16 protein-coding genes are annotated in these 17,921 nt (G+C 71.0%); 11 read left to right on the top strand and 5 right to left on the bottom strand.

The window, feature by feature from the left end; genetic code table 11:
- The first annotated feature begins 88 nt into the window (after positions 1–88).
- The 8 genes from ADK36_RS35635 (at position 89) to ADK36_RS35600 (ending at position 8,584) form a co-directional block, all read left to right on the top strand.
- Positions 89–1,123: an alpha/beta hydrolase gene (locus ADK36_RS35635; RefSeq protein WP_078950857.1), complete on the top strand. Its 1,035-nt coding sequence runs from the start codon at positions 89–91 to the stop codon at positions 1,121–1,123.
- Positions 1,116–2,348, top strand: a complete 1,233-nt coding sequence (locus ADK36_RS35630; protein WP_053200516.1) for an acyltransferase family protein — start codon at positions 1,116–1,118, stop codon at positions 2,346–2,348. Before ADK36_RS35635 ends, ADK36_RS35630 begins: the two co-directional genes overlap by 8 nt.
- The gene (locus tag ADK36_RS35625) at positions 2,341–3,708 is read left to right on the top strand and encodes a sensor histidine kinase (protein ID WP_048585704.1); all 1,368 of its coding nucleotides are present in this window, start codon (positions 2,341–2,343) and stop codon (positions 3,706–3,708) included. Before ADK36_RS35630 ends, ADK36_RS35625 begins: the two co-directional genes overlap by 8 nt.
- Entirely contained in the window at positions 3,705–4,379 is a 675-nt protein-coding gene (locus ADK36_RS35620; RefSeq protein ID WP_048585703.1) for a response regulator, read from the top strand. Before ADK36_RS35625 ends, ADK36_RS35620 begins: the two co-directional genes overlap by 4 nt.
- A gap of 124 nt (positions 4,380–4,503) precedes the next feature.
- Entirely contained in the window at positions 4,504–5,838 is a 1,335-nt protein-coding gene (locus ADK36_RS35615; protein ID WP_053200515.1) for a sensor histidine kinase, read from the top strand.
- Complete coding sequence (locus ADK36_RS35610) at positions 5,835–6,500, top strand: response regulator (protein ID WP_048585701.1); 666 nt, start codon at positions 5,835–5,837, stop codon at positions 6,498–6,500. Before ADK36_RS35615 ends, ADK36_RS35610 begins: the two co-directional genes overlap by 4 nt.
- 204 nt (positions 6,501–6,704) lie before the next feature.
- Entirely contained in the window at positions 6,705–7,238 is a 534-nt protein-coding gene (locus ADK36_RS35605) for a hypothetical protein (RefSeq protein WP_234330004.1), read from the top strand.
- Between the two features lie 140 nt (positions 7,239–7,378).
- Positions 7,379–8,584 carry a cytochrome P450 gene (locus ADK36_RS35600; protein ID WP_053200513.1) on the top strand — a complete coding sequence of 402 codons (1,206 nt, stop codon included), beginning with the start codon at positions 7,379–7,381 and terminating at the stop codon, positions 8,582–8,584.
- Between the two features lie 163 nt (positions 8,585–8,747).
- Here the strand turns inward: ADK36_RS35600 and ADK36_RS35595 are convergent, their stop codons facing one another.
- The gene (locus ADK36_RS35595; RefSeq protein ID WP_053200511.1) at positions 8,748–10,352 is read right to left on the bottom strand and encodes an ABC transporter permease; all 1,605 of its coding nucleotides are present in this window, start codon (positions 10,350–10,352) and stop codon (positions 8,748–8,750) included.
- Positions 10,349–11,281, bottom strand: a complete 933-nt coding sequence (locus ADK36_RS35590) for an ABC transporter ATP-binding protein (protein WP_048585690.1) — start codon at positions 11,279–11,281, stop codon at positions 10,349–10,351. Before ADK36_RS35590 ends, ADK36_RS35595 begins: the two co-directional genes overlap by 4 nt.
- Before the next feature lie 73 nt (positions 11,282–11,354).
- Here ADK36_RS35590 and ADK36_RS35585 point away from each other — a divergent pair, with 73 nt between their 5' ends.
- A complete protein-coding gene (locus ADK36_RS35585) occupies positions 11,355–11,849 on the top strand; it encodes a GbsR/MarR family transcriptional regulator (RefSeq protein WP_048585689.1) in 495 nt (164 codons plus the stop codon).
- Positions 11,850–12,002: 153 nt separating this feature from the next.
- Here ADK36_RS35585 and ADK36_RS35580 read toward each other — a convergent pair whose 3' ends face one another.
- On the bottom strand, positions 12,003–12,863 hold the full coding sequence (locus ADK36_RS35580; RefSeq protein WP_048585688.1) for a diacylglycerol kinase family protein: 861 nt from the start codon (positions 12,861–12,863) through the stop codon (positions 12,003–12,005).
- 196 nt (positions 12,864–13,059) lie between these two features.
- On the opposite strand from ADK36_RS35580, the gene ADK36_RS35575 reads away from it, so the two are divergent.
- Both ADK36_RS35575 and ADK36_RS35570 read left to right on the top strand, forming a co-directional pair.
- Entirely contained in the window at positions 13,060–14,343 is a 1,284-nt protein-coding gene (locus tag ADK36_RS35575; protein ID WP_048585687.1) for an adenylosuccinate synthase, read from the top strand.
- 139 nt (positions 14,344–14,482) lie between these two features.
- Positions 14,483–14,773 (top strand): hypothetical protein, encoded by a 291-nt coding sequence (locus tag ADK36_RS35570; protein ID WP_048585686.1) that lies wholly within the window; start codon positions 14,483–14,485, stop codon positions 14,771–14,773.
- Positions 14,774–14,783: 10 nt separating this feature from the next.
- Here the strand turns inward: ADK36_RS35570 and ADK36_RS35565 are convergent, their stop codons facing one another.
- Positions 14,784–15,434 (bottom strand): hypothetical protein, encoded by a 651-nt coding sequence (locus tag ADK36_RS35565; RefSeq protein ID WP_048585685.1) that lies wholly within the window; start codon positions 15,432–15,434, stop codon positions 14,784–14,786.
- A gap of 27 nt (positions 15,435–15,461) precedes the next feature.
- A partial coding sequence (locus ADK36_RS35560) for a dolichyl-phosphate beta-glucosyltransferase (protein WP_053200509.1) occupies positions 15,462–17,921 on the bottom strand: 2,460 nt, incomplete at its 5' end.

Genomic DNA, 17,921 nt, shown 5'->3' with positions numbered 1-17,921 from the left:
CCTGGCGTGACGCGGACGACGACGCCGGATCCGTAATTTCCCATCCAGACAAGCCCGATGGCCGGGCGGACTGGGAGGGAAGACGACCATGGGGCGTAACACGGGGGCAGCCGAGGCTGAGGTGCCGGGCAGGGCGAATGCGCCGCGTAGCGCGAATGCTCTGGGCAAGGCGCACGAGCCGGGCGGGCCGAGCCGGTCGAGGAAGGCCCGCCGCGGTCACAGACTGCGCCGAGCCCTCCTCGCCACCCTGATCACCGGCGCCGTGGTCGTCCCGCTGTCCGGTGCGGTCCGCCCCGAGATACCCGCCCCGGCCCCGGCCGCCTTCGCCACGCCGGTGACGGCGGCGACGCTGGACTACACGTACGCGGCCAACCGCGCCAACGCCGCCGAGGCGTCCCGCATGGCCGCGGCCCACGGCGACCGCGAACGCGCCACCGCGGACCGTGCGATGGCCGACCCGTCCCGCCGATTCCTCTCCTTCGACGGCCGTGGCTCCGGCCTGGCGACGGAGGTCTTCGGCGACTTGGCGCACGCCGACCGCATCGCGGTCCTGGTCCCGGGCTCCGACACCTCCATCGACACGTACGACCGTTTCCGCGACGCCGCCGGTGCCCTGCACGAACGGCTCACCCGGGAGGCACCGCACGGCACTCGCACCGCGGTGGTGGCCTGGCTCGGCTACGAAACACCGGCCACGGTCAGCACCACGGTCACGACGACCGACCGAGCCGACGAGGCGGCCCCGAAGCTGCGGGAGTTCATACGGCAGCTGCGCGCCCTCACGGCCGCCGACCCGGCCGACGAGCACACCGGGTCGGCCGGGCAGCGCGCCGGGACGGCCGGCAAACGGCCGGACATCTCCCTCCTCTGCCACTCCTACGGCTCGGTGGTCTGCGGGCGTGCGGCCTCCCACCTGGACGTCGACGACATCGCCCTGGTCGGCAGCCCCGGCACCGGTGCGGACACCGCCGCGGCCCTGCACACCCCGGCACGCGTCTGGGCGGCCCGCGTCTTCGCCGCGGGCGACGGCGGCCACAGCGACTACTTCAGGCCGGGCTCGACATCCCTGGCCAACCTGACCCGCATCGTGCTGGGCGAGACTCCGGAGGCGACCCATGGCTGAGCCGACGGCGGTAGCGCGCCTCCGAGGCACATGGCAGGGCGTGCGCCAGGGCGCCGAGCAGGTCGATGCCGCCACCCCCGCCGACCGGGACCGGGCCGTCGACGCCCTGCGCGCCTTCGCCGTCCTCGGCGTCCTGCTCGGCCACTGGCTGGTCACGGCCTTGGTGGCGGAAGGCGGCGGAGCGGCACTGCACACCGCGAGCCCGCTCCAGCACATGCCCTGGCTGGCCCCGATCTCCTGGGTCTTACAGACCCTCGCTGTGTTCTTCCTGGTCGGCGGTCATGTGGCGACCCGTGGCTACACCTCGGCGCGGGCACGCGGCACGACGTACGGGCAGTGGCTGAGGTCCCGAATGTCCCGCCTGTTCAAGCCGGTGGCGGCCTTCCTCACCCTGTGGACAGTGGTGTCGGCCCTGCTGCTCCTCTCGGGCACGGACATCGACACGGTCCGCACCCTGGTCAAACTGGCCCTGTCCCCGCTGTGGTTCCTCCTGGCCTTCGCGGCGCTGACAGCGGCCACGCCCCTTCTCCTCCGCCTCAACCCCCTGTGGCCCCTGGCCGTCGTCCTCCATGTGGACCTCCTCCGCTTCGGCCTGGGCGCCCCCGCCTGGCTCGGCTGGGTGAACGTGGCGGCCGGCTGGCTGGTGCCGTACACCCTGGGCGCGGCCTGGACCCGGGGGGAGTTGGAGCGCCGCCGCGCGGGCTGGGTCCTGCTGACGGGCGGCGCCGTGGCGACGGCCGGGCTGGTCGCCTTGGCGGGCTACCCGGCGTCGATGGTCGGCGTCTCCGGCGCCGACGTCTCCAACCTCAACCCACCGACCCTGGCCGCCGTCTCCTTCGGCCTGGCCCAGTGCGGCCTGGCGCTGCTCCTGCGCGAGCCCCTGCGCCGCGCGATGCGCCGCCCCCTGGCCTGGGCGGTGGTGGCGCTGCTCAACCTCTCCGCGATGACGATCTTCCTCTGGCACCAGACGGCCCTGATGGCGGCCACGGCCACGCTCCTGCCGGCGGGCCACCTCCCCGGCCTGCACACCGTTCCCGACAACCTGGGCTGGGTGGCGGCCCGTTTGGCTTGGCTCCCCCTGTTCACCCTGGCGCTGGCCCTTTGCTGGACGGCATTCCGCCCGTACGAACAGGGCCCTCGCCGCCCGACCGGCCGTCCGTCCAAGGTCGTCCGATCCCACCCGGCTGCTCAAGGAAGTGGAACGGAGGCACGACACCATGCCTAGGGTTGGTCATGTGACGGAGACGGGGACCCAGCACGCGTTCGCGAGCCGAGTACGGCGCTGGCTGCGGGTGCTGCGCGACGACCTGTGGACCCTCAGGGCGGACCCGCTGCCCCCCTCCGTGTGGTTGCGCTGGCTGCCGCACGGCGTGCTGTGCCTGGCCGCGCTCGGCATCACGCTCGGCGAGACCGCACAACTCCAGGACAACGGAGGGCTGGTCCTCGGGCTCGCCTTCCCGGTCGCCATCGCGCAGGGAGGCGCGGTGGTACTCGCCATGTGGCGGCCGGTCCCGGCGTGGTGGCTGTCGATGGCGGCCACCGTGGTCGGGGCCCTCGCTGTGCGTCAACGGCTGCTGTCCGGTGACGCGCAGGACTTCACCTGGCCGTGGACGTCGGCGGGGCTCATCGCGCACCTGCTCGTGCTGCTGCTGCTCGCCCTTCGGGTGCCCACCCGGGTGTCCGCGGAGGCGCTCGCCCTGTCCGTGCTGGTCACCTACGTCCTTCAGGGCCTGCTGGGCGCGCCGGGGAGTGTGCGTACGGGGGTGCTCGCGGTCTCGCTGTTCGCGATCGCCGTGGTGCTCGGCATGGCGCTGCGCGGACGCCGGGAAGCCCGTGCCGAACTCGGCAGACAGTCCACCATCACCGCCGAGGAGCGGGCCCGGCGCACCGTACTGGAGGAGCGCAGCCGTATCGCTCGCGAGCTGCACGACGTGGTCGCCCACCACATGTCCGTCATCTCCATCCAGGCGCAGGTCGCCCCTCATCTGGTCGAGAATCCGCCCCAGGAGCTCAAGGAGAACCTTGAGGGCATCCGGCAGAACGCGCTGGAGGCGCTGACCGAGCTGCGCCGGGTGCTCGGCGTCCTGCGCTCCGAGCACCCCGACGGGCCCGGCTCGCTCGACGAGGCCGGCACGGGCGCCGCCCCGCACACTCCGCAGCCCACCCTCGACCGGCTCGACGTCCTCATCGAGAACACCCGTGCCGCCGGACTGGACGTGGTCACCGACATCAGGGGTGAGGTTCACCAGTACCCCACGGGAGTGGAGTTGTCCGCGTACCGGATCATCCAGGAGGCGCTCAGCAACGCCCTGCGGCACGCACCGGGCTCGGAGGTGCGCGTCGAGATATCCCATGACTTCCACGGACTGCACCTGGGTGTCGTCAACTCCCGTCCACAGCAGACCGTTCCGCCCTCCCCCGGCGCGGGACACGGCCTGCTAGGCATGCGCGAGCGAGCGATGATGCTCGGTGGCCACCTCACCGCGGCCCCCACCCAGCAGGGCGGTTTCGCGGTCTCGGCCTTCCTCCCGCGCGGCGAGACCCCGCCGACTGTCCCATCCATGACAGGAGAACCGACCGCATGACGAGCAGCCCCATCCGCGTACTCATCGCCGACGACCAGCAGATGGTCCGGCAGGGATTCTCCGTGCTGCTCAACACCAAGCCCGACATCGACGTGATCGGCCAGGCGGTCGACGGCCTGGACGCGATCGCGAAGGTCGCCGAGCTCTCCCCCGACGTCGTCCTGATGGACATCCGCATGCCCGAGCTCGGCGGCATCGAGGCCACCCGCCGCATCACCACGGCCACACCGGAGATCAAGGTGCTGGTGCTGACCACCTTCGACCTCGACGAGTACGTGTACGAGGCGCTGCACGCGGGCGCCTCGGGCTTCCTGCTGAAGGACGCCTCCGCCGACCAGCTGGCCGAGGCGGTACGGGTCGTGGCGGCCGGCGACGCGCTGCTCGCGCCGGGCATCACCCGGCGGCTGATCGCCGAGTTCTCCCGTCTGGTCAAGCGGCCCCGTGCTCCGCTCAAGCAACGCGTCGGCGACCTGACCGAGCGCGAGACGGAGGTCCTCGCCCTGATCGCGCAGGGGCTGTCGAACGCGGAGATCGCCGAGCGGCTCGTCGTGGCCGAGCAGACCGTGAAGACCCATGTGGGCCGCATCCTGGTGAAGCTGGGGCTGCGGGACCGGACGCAGGCGGCGGTGTTCGCGTACGAGTCGGGTCTGGTGCGGCCGTCGGGACGCTGAACGCGGGCAGGGCCGCCAGGCCCGGCGCCACCAGCGTCGATACCCGTAGTACCTGAGACGGACCTGCCGGAACCCCTCTCACTGGGGACGACCTCGACAGCGCCTTGCGCCTACCGTTCTGTACGTGACCGAGACGACTCACACGCAGAAGCCGCCACCGGGCGACGGTGCCAAGCCGCGCAGCCCGGAGTTCCGGCTCGCCGCGGACGCCCTGCAAGGGCTGCGGCAGGACCTGCTCCACGACGCCTTCGCCTACCGTCCGATGCCCCGCATGCGGGTCGACGGCCCGCTGACTCGCCGGCTGCCCGGCCGTCTGCGGGAGCACGCGGCCTGGACACCGCACGCCGTGATCGCCACGGCGGCACTGTTCGCCCTGTTCATAGGCAGTGTCGACACCACTGGGCCGGCCCTGCTGGTAGGTCCGCTCTGTGCGATCCCGATTCTGCTGACCATGGCGCGGCCCGTCGGAGCGTTCTGGCTGTCCATGGCCGCCACCCCGGTCGTCGCGGTGATCGGCGGCGCGGGCGAGTGGCCGTGGATGCCGGGCAGCCTCGTCTGCCATCTGACCGTGCTGACAGTCGTGGCCGTTCGCACCAGGCCCCGCACAGCGGCATGGATGTGGGGGGTGACGGGGGCGTACGGCCTCCTGGCGGACGCCGGTGTCGGCGGTGGCTACTACGGCACGAACACCGGCCCCATGATGGTCGTCTCCGCGATGGCCCTGCTCTGCGTCGCCCTGTGGCACATACGCAGGGAAGCGAGGCAGGAGGTCACCGCCCAGCAGACCGTGACCGCGCAGGAGCGCTCCAGGCGCACCTTGCTGGAGGAGCGCACCACCATCGCGCGTGAGCTGCACGACGTGGTCGCCCACCACATGTCGGTGGTCGCCATCCAGGCGGAGGCCGCCCCCTACCGGGTGGAGAACCCGCCGCCGGAGCTGGAGCGGGCCTTCGCCACCATCCGGGAGAACGCGGTGGCGGCGCTCACCGAACTGCGCCGCATCCTGGGCGTCGTCCGCGCCGAGGACTACGAGGCCCCGGACGCCCCGCAGCCCACCCTCGCCGACCTGGAAGGGCTGCTGGCGAACGTGCGGGACGCGGGACTGAGCGTCGAGAAGGCGACGATCGGCGCGGTGCGCGAACTGCCGCCCGGCGTGGAGCTGTCGGCGTACCGGATCGTGCAGGAGGCACTCAGCAACAGCCTGCGGCACGCGCCCGGCGCGAGCGCCCGGGTGGAGATCGGGTACGTCCTCGGCGGCCTCGGCCTGCGCATAGTCAACGGCCCGCCGCCCGCGTCGGCCCTGCTGAAGCCCTCACCGGGCGCCGGACACGGCATCACCGGGATGCGGGAGCGCGTCAGCATGCTGGGCGGCGAGATGACGGCGGGCCGGACGGAGGACGGCGGCTACGAGGTGGCCGTGTTCCTGCCGGTCGCCACGACGGCAGAGGACGGCTCATGACCATCCGCGTACTGATCGCGGACGACCAGATGATGGTGCGCGAGGGCTTCTCGGTCCTGCTGAACGCGATGCCGGACATCGAGGTCGTCGGCGAGGCGGTCAACGGACGCGAAGCGGTGGACCGGGTCCGTGAGCTCGCCCCCGACGTCGTGCTGATGGACATCCGCATGCCGGAGCTGAACGGCATCGAGGCGACCCGGGAGATCGTCGCGGCCGACACCACGTCCAAGGTGCTGGTGCTGACCACCTTCGACCTCGACGAGTACGTGTACCAGGCGCTGCGCGCGGGAGCCTCGGGCTTCCTGCTGAAGGACGCCTCGGCCCGCCAGCTCGCCGACGGGGTCAGGGTGGTGGCGGCCGGTGAGGCCCTCCTCGCGCCCTCCGTCACCCGGCGGCTGATCACGGAGTTCTCGAAGCTGTCCGACTCCCCGCGTCTGATGTCCTCCGCGCACGCCGCGTACGGGGAACTGACGGAGCGGGAGACGGAGGTGCTGGTGCTGATCGCGCAGGGCCTGTCGAACGCGGAGATAGCCGAGCGGCTGGTGGTCGCCGAGTCGACGATCAAGACCCACGTCAGCCGGATCCTGGTGAAGCTGGGGCTGCGGGACCGTACGCAGGCGGCGGTGTTCGCGTACGAGGCGCGGCTTGTGACGCCGGGGTAGGGGGTGCTCCGGGCGCGGTGTGCTCGGCGGTGTGCTCTGCGGTGTGATCTGTTGGCGGTTTGTTGGTGGGACCCAGTTAGATCATGAGTGCTGCACGGGACGCGAACCATTGTTCGTCAGTGGTCGTCCCTGACCCGTCGGGTCCCCCACCACAGCCATCTGCAGCCCGGAACCCCACTTCTCAGCGAAGGGCACAGCATGCGCATGAAGCGCTCCGCTTCCGCCGCGGTCATCGTCGCCGCCCTGGCCGGCACCGCGGCCGTCGCGACCGCCACCCCGGCGGCCGCCGCCTCCTACAAGTGCACCAGCAGCGACCAGTCGATCGACGACCCGTCGTACTCGGGTCCCTGGCCCGACAACTGGAACGTCACCGTGTCCGTGTGCGCGAAGCGCTCCGGCTCCACTGTCTACAGCTACGCCAAGATCACCTGGTCCGGGGCGGAGCGTGCCACGGTCGACGACACCTCGATCTTCGACGACGCCTACTTCAAGGTCCAGATCAAGAAGTCGCAGTCCGGCACCGACCCGGTGAAGAAGTCGGGGAACTACGGGGCCATCGAGGCCAAGATGGAGAACAGCAACTCCAGCGGCGACTACAAGGGCTCGTACACCACGGGCACCATCAGCTACCGGATCGGTTCCAGCAAGGGACTGGGCGACGGTGAGTTGCACCTCAACTGGAACAACGACGGCGCAGGCGACAAGACCTACCCGTTCAAGGCATCGCCGGTCGTCTGAGCGGGTGCATTTCCAAGGGCGCGGTCGGTGTCGCCGGGGGAGGGTAGTGCCGGCCGCGTTGCCCTTGCCGGGCCTCAGCGCCTCATGCGGCGTCGAGACACCCCTGGTCAGACCCCCCACCCCCGGGCTAGCGTCCGTTCATGGCAGCCTTCGACCCCTGGGACCCGGCGTTCCTCGCCGACCCCTACCCCGCCTATGCCGAGCTGCGTGCCAAGGGCCGCGTGCACCACTTCGAGCCCACCGGTCAGTGGCTCATCCCGCACCACGCCGACGTCTCGGCGCTGCTGCGTGACCGCCGGCTGGGGCGGACGTACCAGCACCGGTTCACGCACGAGGACTTCGGGCGGACGGCGCCGCCGGCGGAGCACGAGCCGTTCCACGTCCTCAACGACCACGGGATGCTCGACCTGGAGCCGCCGGACCACACCCGGATCCGCCGGCTGGTGTCGAAGGCGTTCACCCCGCGCACGGTGGAGCAGCTGAAGCCGTATGTGCGGCAACTGGCGGGCGATCTGGTGTCCGGCCTGGTGGAGGCGGGCGGCGGCGACCTGCTGACGGACGTGGCCGAGCCGCTGCCGGTCGCGGTGATCGCCGAGATGCTGGGCATCCCGGAGTCGGACCGGGCGCAGCTGCGGCCCTGGTCGGCGGACATCTGCGGGATGTACGAGCTGAACCCGTCGGAGGACACGGCGACGAAGGCGGTCCGCGCGTCGGTGGAGTTCTCGGAGTACCTCCTGGAGCTGATCGCCGCCCGCCGCGAGGAACCCGGCGACGACCTGATCTCCGGCCTGATCGCCGCGTACGACGAGGGCGACCGTCTGACCGAGCAGGAGATGATCTCGACGGCCGTCCTCCTCCTGAACGCCGGCCACGAGGCCACGGTGAACGCCACGGTCAACGGCTGGTGGGCCCTGTTCCGCAACCCCGACCAGCTGGCGGCCCTGCGCGCCGACCACTCCCTGATCCCCTCCGCGATCGAGGAGCTGATGCGCTACGACACCCCGCTCCAGCTCTTCGAACGCTGGGTCCTGGACGAGATCGAGATCGACGGCACGACGATCCCGCGGGGTGCGGAGATCGCGATGCTCTTCGGCTCCGCGAACCACGACCCCGGGGTGTTCCAGAACCCCGACCGGCTGGACCTCACCCGCAAGGAGAACCCGCACATCTCCTTCAGCGCCGGGATCCATTACTGCATCGGCGCACCGCTGGCCCGCATCGAACTGGCGGCCTCCATGACAGCCCTGCTGGAACAGGCCCCGACCCTACGGTTGACGGCGGAGCCGGAGCGGAAGCCGAACTTTGTGATCCGGGGGCTGGAGGGCCTGAGGGTCGAGCCAGCATAGCCGGCCCAGGCATTTTCAGCCCGTCCGGCGCTTGAGGACGAGGCCCTTCGGGTCGGGCCAGGGGGCGGAGCCCTCTGGCGGGGTCGAAGGGCGGAGCCCCTTCAAGGGATGGGCGGGTAGGGGGGCGGGGGCGAGACACCCCCACGTCACCCCCGCCGACCCGTCACGTCGTCACATCCCGCCGCCGCAACCCCACCAGCCCCCCGGCCACCAGCAGCACCGCGAGCCCGGTGAGCACCACCACCGACCCCCACTCCATCCCCCCACCCGGCAACTTCGGCAGATGCCCGAACGGCGACAGATCCAGCACCACCTGCGGAGCATCCAGCGCGGGCCCGACCCAGCCGATCAGCAGCACCGCCCCGGCGACACCCCACGCCCCCATCGCTGCCCGCGGCAGCACCCCGTACAGCAGGACCGCCAGTCCGCCGACGACCCACACCGCCGGGAGCTGGACCAGGCACGCACCCAGGATCGGTCCGACCTCCTTGCCGTAGCCGACGGCGAAGCCCAGGCCGGCCAGCAGCATGATCAGGGCGGAGCCGGCGAAGGCGATGACCAGGTGGCCCGCGGCCCAGCGCAGGCGGCCCACCGCGTTCGCCAGCACAGGCTCCGCGCGCATCGAGGTCTCCTCGCCGTGCAGCCGCAGCACCGAACCCACGACATACAGCGCGGCGATCAGGCCGAGCATGCCGACCATCGATGCCAGGAAGGCGTCCGTGATCCCGGACCGCCCGCCCATCCGCTCGAAGATCTCCCGCGCGTTCGCGTTGTCCCCGACCAGGTCGGCCACCCCGTCGGTCAGCCCGCCGTAGACGACCCCGGCGAGGAAGAAGCCGATGCTCCAGCCGAGGACGCTGCCGCGCTGCAGCCGCCAGGCCAGCGCGCCCGCCGAGCCGAGGCGGCCGAGAGCGGGCCCGGGCCGGGCGGGCAGGAAGCTCATGCCGACGTCCCGGCGCCCGGCCAGTTCGTATGCCACCACTCCCTGTACCAAAGCGGCCGCCACGAACAGCGACAGCACCCACCACCGTTCGCCCGCGAAGGCCCGCAGGTTCTCCAGCCACCCCAGCGGCGACACCCAGGTCAGCGCCGAGGAACCGTCATCGCTCGCCGAGTCGCCCGCCGCGCGCAGCACGAACGCGGCGCCCACCAGCCCCGCCGTCAGCCCTCGCGCCAACCGTGCACTCTCCGTGAACTGGGCGACGATCGCCGCCAGCGTGGCGAAGACCATGCCGACTCCGGCGAGGCCCAGCCCGAGGGCGAGTGCGCCGGGGGCGCCGTGGGCCGTGAGGCCGGCGGCAACCAGCAGTGCCAGTACGGCATTCGCGACCGCCGCTGTCAGCAGTGCCGCCGTCAGGGAGGCCCTGCGGCCCACCATCCCGGACGCCACCAGCTCCTGGCGCCCGCTCTCCTCCTCGTCCCGGGTGTGCCGTACGACGAGGAGCATGCTCAGCACCGCAGCGACCGCACCCGCGTACACGCCGACCCGCCAGGCCGTCAGGGCGCCGATCGAGTCGTCGAAGACCGGGCCGATCAGGGCGCGGAAGGAGGCGTTCGCCGCGGTGTCCTGGACGAGGTTGGCGCGGTCGGCGGGGGTGTCGTACAGGTTCTCCAGCGTGTTCGGCATGGAGAGGATCATCAGCGCGTTCACCGCCACCCAGACCGGGATCATCACCCGGTCGCGGCGCAGGGCGAAGCGCAACAGGGTTGCGGTGCCGGCCAGTTGGCGGGTGCCTCCCCGGCGTACCGCGAAAGCCGTGGCCGTCACCTGGCCACCTCGCTCATGTCCTCGCTCGCGTCGGCCTGGTAGTGCCGCAGGAACAGCTCCTCCAGCGTCGGCGGCGTCGAGGTCAGCGACCGTACGCCGGACTCGCTGAGCGAGCGGAGCACGGCGTCGAGTTCGTCGGTGTCGACCTGGAGGCGGACGCGGCTGCCCTGACCCCGCTCGACCGACTGAACGGCGAGGTCGTGGACCCCGGGCAGGTGCGACAACCCGTTGGGCGGGCCCGCCAGTTCGGCGGTGACGCTCGTCCGCGTCAGATGGCGCAGGTCGGCGAGCGAACCGCTCTCGACCGTCCGGCCCTTGCGGATGATGCTGACCCGGTCGCAGAGTTCCTCGACCTCGCTGAGGATGTGGGAGGAGAGGAGGATCGTGCGGCCTCGGTCGCGCTCCTCCTCCACGCAGCGCTGGAAGACCTCCTCCATCAGCGGGTCCAGACCGGAGGTCGGTTCGTCGAGGATCAGCAGGTCGACGTCGGAGGCGAACGCGGCGACGAGGGCGACCTTCTGCCGGTTGCCCTTGGAGTAGGTGCGGCCCTTCTTGGTGGGGTCCAGTTCGAAGCGTTCGATCAGCTCCGCCCGCCGCCCCGTGTCGAGGCCGCCGCGCAACCGGCCGTAGAGGTCGATGACCTCGCCGCCGGACAGGTTCCGCCACAGGGTCACGTCGCCCGGCACGTAGGCGATACGCCGGTGCACCTCCACCGCGTCCGTCCAGGGGTCGCGCCCGAGTACCCGCGCGCCGCCCGAGTCGGCGCGCAGCAGGCCGAGCAGGACGCGGATGGTGGTGGACTTGCCGGCGCCGTTGGGGCCGAGGAAACCGTGGACCTCGCCGGTCTCGACGTCCAGGTCGAGGCCGTCGAGCGCATGCGTCCTGCCGAACGACTTGTGCAGTCCGGAGACGGTGATTGCCTTCGTCATTCTTCAGAACGTACGCTTCTTTCAGAAATTTGTGAAGTTAAGGAAGCGTATGAAGCGCGGATAGGATGAGCCCATGACGGAAGCAGCAGGTGGTGGGCGGGACGCCGAGTCCGTGTCGAAGTTCGTCGAGTCCTTCGCGGCGCAGCTCGTCGAGGCCGGGATGCAGCGTATGGCCGCCCGGGTCTTCGCCGCGCTCCTCTCCTCCGACAAGGGCGTGATGACCTCCGCCGAACTGGGCGAACAGCTGCAGATCAGTCCCGCGGCGGTCTCCGGAGCGGTGCGCTACCTGGCCCAGACGCACATGGTGTCCCGGGAACGGGAGCCCGGCTCACGCCGCGAGCGCTACCGGGTGCGCGGCGACCAGTGGTACGAGGCCCTGACCAACCGCGAGGCCGTCCTCAAGCGGTGGGAGGCGGCTCTGCGCGAGGGCGTCAGCAGCCTCGGCGCCGACACCCCGGCGGGTCGGCGCATGGCCGAGACGCTGGCCTTCTTCGAGTTCGTCGAGGGGGAGGTCGCGGCGATGATGGAGCGGTGGCGGGAGCGCCGGGAAAAGATGTTCGGCGCATGACGCCGCTGGGTCTGAAGAGATCGACTACGGCAGCGTGAGCAACCCGCGGATACGAGGAAAGCCTCACCAAGCCGTTCGGCGAGAAGCTCTGCATCCCTGATCCGTTCGGCTTCGCTCTCGTCACCAGCGGCTTCCAGGCCCCCGAGGGCCCCACTACGAAGAACTCGGCACCGTAAGCCCCCAAGCCCCCTCCCGAACCACCCACGTCCGCGTCCGCACCGGCCCCGACACCTCCGTGTCCGCCCGGTACCGGAAATGCGCCCCCGACACGGTCACGGTCCGCCCCGCGGCCAGCAGTGGCGTGGCCTCCGCGCCCACCGAGAGCGGGCGGACCTCCACCTCGGCCACCCCGTCGGCGCCCGGCGCCACCGACACCGCCTCCACCGGCTGGTCCAGGTCCACCAGGGTCGCCCCGTCGACCTCGACACGCAGCCGGGACGGCCCCGATGCGGTCGGGGAGGCCCCCCGGGCCGGCACCAGCGTCCGTACGAGCGACTGGCAGGTCCGCAACCAGGGCCGCCCCGCACCCGCCCCCACCGCGGTGGCCCCGTCCGGCGCGGCGGGGTCCCGTATCGGCGGGATCCGCAGCCCGCCCAGCACCACGCCGTCACTGTCGTCCACGAGGAGATCCAGGCGCCGCTCCACGCCGTCCAGCACCGCCCGGGCCGCCGCCACCGCCCCCGTCGGCACCCCCAGGGATTCGGCCAGCGACAGGGCAGCGCCCACCGGCACCACCGACAGCACGCATTCGGCCAGCTCCCGCTGCCGGTGCAGCAGGGTCACCGCACGGGTCAGCGCCCGGTCGTCGCCGATGACCACGGGCCGCCGCGACCCCCTGCGGGTCAGCGCGCGGGCGAACTCGTCCGGATCGTCCGGCAGGCAGACCTTCGTCGCCGCACCCGCGCTGAGCACGTCTTTCGCGATCCTGACGGACTCCCCGTCCGTCCGCCGGGCAGCCGGATCGATCACCACCAGCAGCTGATCGGACATCGCGAAAGTCGCCACCTCGGCCATGCCTCGCTTCCTCGGGTAGCATCTTTGTGCAAGAGCCCCTTGCGCTATTGCGCCAGGGGCTTCGTCTATTCCGGGGCCATCCGGTCCGACGGTTCACGGCCAACGACGGTCGCGACCTGTCGTGGTGTACATGGTGGAGACCCTCCGTGTACACCCCTGACCTTGGACATGCCCCGCCCGGAAGGGGTGTACGCGCGTGCCCGCACTTGTGCTGCTCGGTGCTCAGTGGGGTGACGAAGGCAAGGGAAAGGCGACGGACCTGCTAGGCGGATCCGTCGACTATGTGGTGCGCTACCAGGGCGGCAACAACGCCGGCCACACGGTAGTCGTGGGTGATCAGAAGTACGCCCTCCACCTGCTCCCTTCCGGAATCCTGTCCCCGGGGTGTACCCCGGTCATCGGCAACGGTGTCGTCGTCGACCCGTCGGTCCTGCTCTCCGAGCTGAGCGGTCTGAACGAGCGCGGCGTCGACACGTCCAAGCTCCTCATCAGCGGAAACGCGCACATCATCACGCCTTACAACGTGACGGTGGACAAGGTGACGGAACGCTTCCTCGGGAAGAGGAAGATCGGGACGACCGGTCGCGGCATCGGCCCGACCTACGCCGACAAGATCAACCGCGTCGGCATCCGAGTCCAGGACCTCTACGACGAGTCGATCCTCACCCAGAAGGTCGAGGCGGCCCTCGACGCCAAGAACCAGATCCTCACCAAGCTCTACAACCGGCGCGCGATCGCCGTCGAGCAGGTCGTCGAGGAGCTGCTGGGCTACGCCGAGAAGATCAAGCCCTACGTCGCCGACACGGTCCTGGTCCTCAACCAGGCGCTGGAGGACGACAAGGTGGTCCTCTTCGAGGGCGGCCAGGGGACTCTGCTCGACATCGACCACGGGACCTATCCCTTCGTCACGTCCTCCAACCCCACCGCGGGCGGTGCGTGCACGGGTGCCGGCGTCGGCCCGACGAAGATCAGCCGGGTCATCGGCATCCTGAAGGCGTACACGACCCGTGTCGGCGCCGGCCCGTTCCCGACCGAGCTCTTCGACGAGGACGGCGAGGCGCTGCGCCGTATCGGCGGCGAGCGGGGTGTGACGACCGGCCGTGACCGCCGCTGCGGCTGGTTCGACGCGGTGATCGCCCGGTACGCGACCCGCGTGAACGGCCTGACCGACTTCTTCCTCACCAAGCTGGACGTCCTGACCGGCTGGGAGCAGATCCCGGTCTGCGTGGCGTACGAGATCGACGGCAAGCGCGTCGAGGAGCTCCCGTACTCCCAGACCGACTTCCACCACGCGAAGCCGGTCTACGAGATGCTGCCGGGCTGGAGCGAGGACATCAGCAAGGCCAAGTCCTTCTCCGACCTGCCGAAGAACGCCCAGGCGTACGTCAAGGCGCTGGAGGAGATGTCCGGCGCGCCGATCTCCGCGATCGGCGTGGGTCCGGGCCGGGACGAGACGATCGAGATCAACTCGTTCCTGTGAGCCGAGGTACCTGAGAGCCGAGAAGGGCGCCCCTGCCAGGGGCGCCCTTCCTTCTGATGGATCAGTGAGCGGGCGAAGTGCCTGCGCCGCTCATAGCGTGGAGCCGTACGGTTCGGCAGCGATCAGAAGAAGGTGCGTCATGCGTGTGCTGCTCCAGGCCCATCTCGACACCGAGAAGACGAACGACATCATCCGCAGCGGCAAGATGCCCCAGGTGATGCAGGAGATCGTCGGGGCATTCAAGCCGGAGTCCTCCTACTTCACGGCCGACGCCGGCGTCCGCACGATGTTCCTGGTCTTCGACATGCAGGACTCCTCCCAGATGCCGCCGCTCACCGAGCCGCTCTTCGAGAGGTTCGGTGCCGAGGTGAACTACACGCCGGTGATGAACCTGGACGACGTCCAGAAGGGCCTGTCCCAGCTGAAGTAGGGCGGAGGGCTCAGCTGAAGACGATCATCGAGCCCTGCGCCAGGCTTCGCGTCGCCGCCGCGTGCAGTCCCAGCCACACGTGCCGTTCACGGGCGAAGGGGCTCGGGTCGAAGGGGGCGGGGACCGCCGGCTCCTCCAGGGCGGTGGGGGCGAGCGGGGCCTGGGGGGCCGCCGGGGGGTTCGCCGGGTCGATGCCGATGACCGGGGCCACGAACTCCAGCTCGCGCAGGAGTGACTGGGAGGACCCCAACGGGCCGCCGCCCGCCAGGAGTTCGTCGTTGGAGAGCGGGCTCGGGAAGTCGACGGGGACGTAGGCCCCCGCGTGGTCGTAGTGCCAGACCAGGTGCGACTGCTTGGCCGTGGCCTCGAACATCTCCAGGAGCTGTTCGTAGTCGCCGCCCAGATCGTCGACCGGGGTCACCGGGAGACCGCAGACCTGGAGCAGATACGCGCGCCGCAGGAAGTGCAGCGCGTCGTAGTCGAAGCCCGCGACCGGGGCGACGTCACCGGACAGGCCCGGCATGTACTGGTACACCGGCACCGGCGGCAGCGCGGCCTCGGCGAGCACCTTGTTGTATTGCGCGAGTTCCTCGGCGAAGGGGTTGTCGGGGGTGTGGCACAACACGTCGACAAGCGGTACCAGCCACAGGTCACAGGCCAAAAGAGGGCTCCTCGCATAGCACGTTGGTCAGGGAAGGGTAATCGGTGCGGCTCGGGGGCGGACCCCCTCGTGCGGACCTCGGGCAAGTCCCCGCTCGTGCAGGTCCCATACCCACACTCCGTCCACCCACCTCCCCGGTCCGCCCACCAGCTTCTCCACGGTCTCGCGCAGGGCGCCGTCGTTCGGCTGCGGGGTCAGCACCAGGACACCCGCCCGCCAGTACGCCAGGTCGGCCCGGGCCTGGTCCCGCCAGGACGCGTTGACCGGCGGGACCTCGCCCGTGTTGCGTACGTCCCGCAGCAGGTTGGAGGTGAAGCGGGGCTCGGCGCCGTAGATGCCGACCCGTTCGTCGCCGTAGGGACCGTTGAAGTAGCCGCCGGGGAGCTTGAAGCCGAGGCCGGCCTCGATCTGCCAGTGCAGCGCCTCGGCGTCGCCGGGATCAGGCAGCGGCACCGGCACGAGCGACTCCCCCTCGCGGACGTACGAGGTCCAGGTCCCGTCCGCGATGAAGGCGGGCACGGCGGTGCGGTCGACGGCCTTGAGCGGGGCGGGGACGAGGGGCAGCAGGGCGAGGCCGACGCCCAGCAGACCGACGTAGCGCGTCCGCAGGCGGTGGGCCGCCAGCAGCCGGTCCAGGGCGATCGCGAGCAGCAGGCCCAGCGCGGGGGCGCAGACCATCGCGACCCGGCTCTCGATGACCGCCTCGAACAACGGCTGGTCGGCGAGGAGTTTCCAGGGGCCGGGGAGTGTGATGTCCGTCAGCGGAATGCGGAACTCCCGCCCCAGGGACAGGAAGGCCGCCGCCACCGCTGTGAACGCCAGCGCCCTGACCAGGGCCCGCTTCCACAGCCGTACGAGAATCGCGAAGGCGAGCAGGACCAGCGGCCAGCCGTAGAAGGCGTTCTGTTCGGTGGTGTTGAAGGACAGGGCGTTCGCCGTCTCCGCGTCGCCCGCGAGCCAGGACCGCTCGGCGAACGAGAGCAGGGCGAGGGGGCTGTTGAACGAGCGCGGGTTGTGCTCGATGCCCGTGTAGCTCCGCGGCCCGGAGAACTGCCAGACCAGCGGATACACGACCAGGGGGAGGCAGACCGAGGCACCGATGAGGAGGCCCTTGACCAGCGGCCGCCAGGACTCCCGTGCCGTATCGGGGCGTACGACGGCATAGGCGCCGGCGAACAGCAGCATGCCCAGCGCCGCCAGCAGCAACGCCTCCTCGCCGAGGAGGACTTGGTACGCCGTCATCAGGCCCAGCACCACCCCGTCCCGGACGACCCGGGTACCCGTGCACAGGCGCAGGGCGCGGTCGATGATCAGCGGGATCATGAACAGGACCACGAAGTTCGGGTGCGCGTGGGCATGGCTGACCATGGGCGGCGCGAAGGCGGCCAGGGACGCGCCGAGGAAGGCCTCGATCCGGCCCCGTACGACGTGCTGGACGATCAGCCAGTACCAGGCGGCCGCGGTGGCGGCGAGGCCCAGCGTCATGACCAGGCTGAGGCTGACCGCGGGCCCGGCGAGCAGGGTGAGGGGCGTGAGGGGGACGGACAGGCCCGGCATGACCGTGTTGGCCATGAGGTTCACGCCGTCGGGAAAGCCCTGGAGTTCGGAGAAGAGGGGGTTGCGGAAGTGGGCGACGTTGTCGGCCGTGACCGCGAAGAACCACTCCCACTGGTTCTGGTCGCGGAGGGAGTCGGGGAGGTAGCGGTGGGCCGGGTCGAAGAAACGGCCGGAGTACAGGGCCACCGACATGAGGAGGAAGAGGAAGGGGGCGAAGACGTCGGCGGGGCGGAGGCCACGCAGGGCGATGCGGGTGAACTCGGTGAGAGCGCGGGCGTAGTCCAGCGGTCCGACCTTCGAGCCGGGCTGGTGGGACCAGCGGACGGGGACCTCGGCGACGCTCAGGCCGGCGCTCCGCAGGTGCCGTAGCACCTCCACGTCTATGGCCCAGCCGTTGACGCGGGAGGCGGCGTAGGCCGCGCGGGCGGGGTCGCCGTCGAAGAGCTTGAAGCCGCACTGGGTGTCGCGAATGCCCGGGACGACCGTACGGCGTATGAGTAAGTTCCCCGCGCGGCCGAGGAGTTCGCGCAGCCGGTGCTGGCGGTCGCCGATCCGGGCGCCGGGCGCCGAACGGGAGCCGATCGCCGCGGCGTTGCCCTCGCAGAGCGCCTTGTCGAGCCGTTCCAGCTCCTCGACCGGCGTCGCGAGATCGGCGTCCGTGACGAGCACACGATGCCCGCGGGAGGCGGCGACACCCAACCGGAGGGCGTGGCCCTTGCCGCGGTTGCGGGGGGCGGTGACCAGGCGGATACGGGGGTCCTGGCGGGCGGTGACGAGATCGCCCGTGGCGTCGGTGGAACCGTCGTCGGCGACGACGATCTCCCACTCGCCCCAGCGGCCGGTGCCGGCGGCGAGGTGGTCGGTGAGGGCGTCGAGGGTGCGGGGGAGGCGGTGTGCCTCGTTGTAGGCGGGGATGACTACGGAGAGAGA

It is taken from the genome of Streptomyces viridochromogenes, from assembly GCF_001270495.1.
Classification (GTDB): domain Bacteria; phylum Actinomycetota; class Actinomycetes; order Streptomycetales; family Streptomycetaceae; genus Streptomyces; species Streptomyces viridochromogenes_A.
The sequence above is the reverse complement of the archived record's forward strand: the minus strand, read 5'-3'. Positions and strand labels throughout refer to the sequence as shown.

What these genes read in the sequence shown, in the direction of transcription:
- ADK36_RS35635 (WP_078950857.1), top strand. Translation starts at nt 89, where the DNA reads ATGGGGCGTAACACGGGGGCAGCCGAGGCTGAGGTGCCGGGCAGGGCG.
- ADK36_RS35630 (WP_053200516.1), top strand. Translation starts at nt 1,116, where the DNA reads ATGGCTGAGCCGACGGCGGTAGCGCGCCTCCGAGGCACATGGCAGGGC.
- ADK36_RS35625 (WP_048585704.1), top strand. Translation starts at nt 2,341, where the DNA reads ATGCCTAGGGTTGGTCATGTGACGGAGACGGGGACCCAGCACGCGTTC.
- ADK36_RS35620 (WP_048585703.1), top strand. Translation starts at nt 3,705, where the DNA reads ATGACGAGCAGCCCCATCCGCGTACTCATCGCCGACGACCAGCAGATG.
- ADK36_RS35610 (WP_048585701.1), top strand. Translation starts at nt 5,835, where the DNA reads ATGACCATCCGCGTACTGATCGCGGACGACCAGATGATGGTGCGCGAG.
- ADK36_RS35605 (WP_234330004.1), top strand. Translation starts at nt 6,705, where the DNA reads ATGAAGCGCTCCGCTTCCGCCGCGGTCATCGTCGCCGCCCTGGCCGGC.
- ADK36_RS35600 (WP_053200513.1), top strand. Translation starts at nt 7,379, where the DNA reads ATGGCAGCCTTCGACCCCTGGGACCCGGCGTTCCTCGCCGACCCCTAC.
- ADK36_RS35590 (WP_048585690.1), bottom strand. Translation starts at nt 11,281, where the DNA reads ATGACGAAGGCAATCACCGTCTCCGGACTGCACAAGTCGTTCGGCAGG.
- ADK36_RS35585 (WP_048585689.1), top strand. Translation starts at nt 11,355, where the DNA reads ATGACGGAAGCAGCAGGTGGTGGGCGGGACGCCGAGTCCGTGTCGAAG.
- ADK36_RS35580 (WP_048585688.1), bottom strand. Translation starts at nt 12,863, where the DNA reads ATGGCCGAGGTGGCGACTTTCGCGATGTCCGATCAGCTGCTGGTGGTG.
- ADK36_RS35570 (WP_048585686.1), top strand. Translation starts at nt 14,483, where the DNA reads ATGCGTGTGCTGCTCCAGGCCCATCTCGACACCGAGAAGACGAACGAC.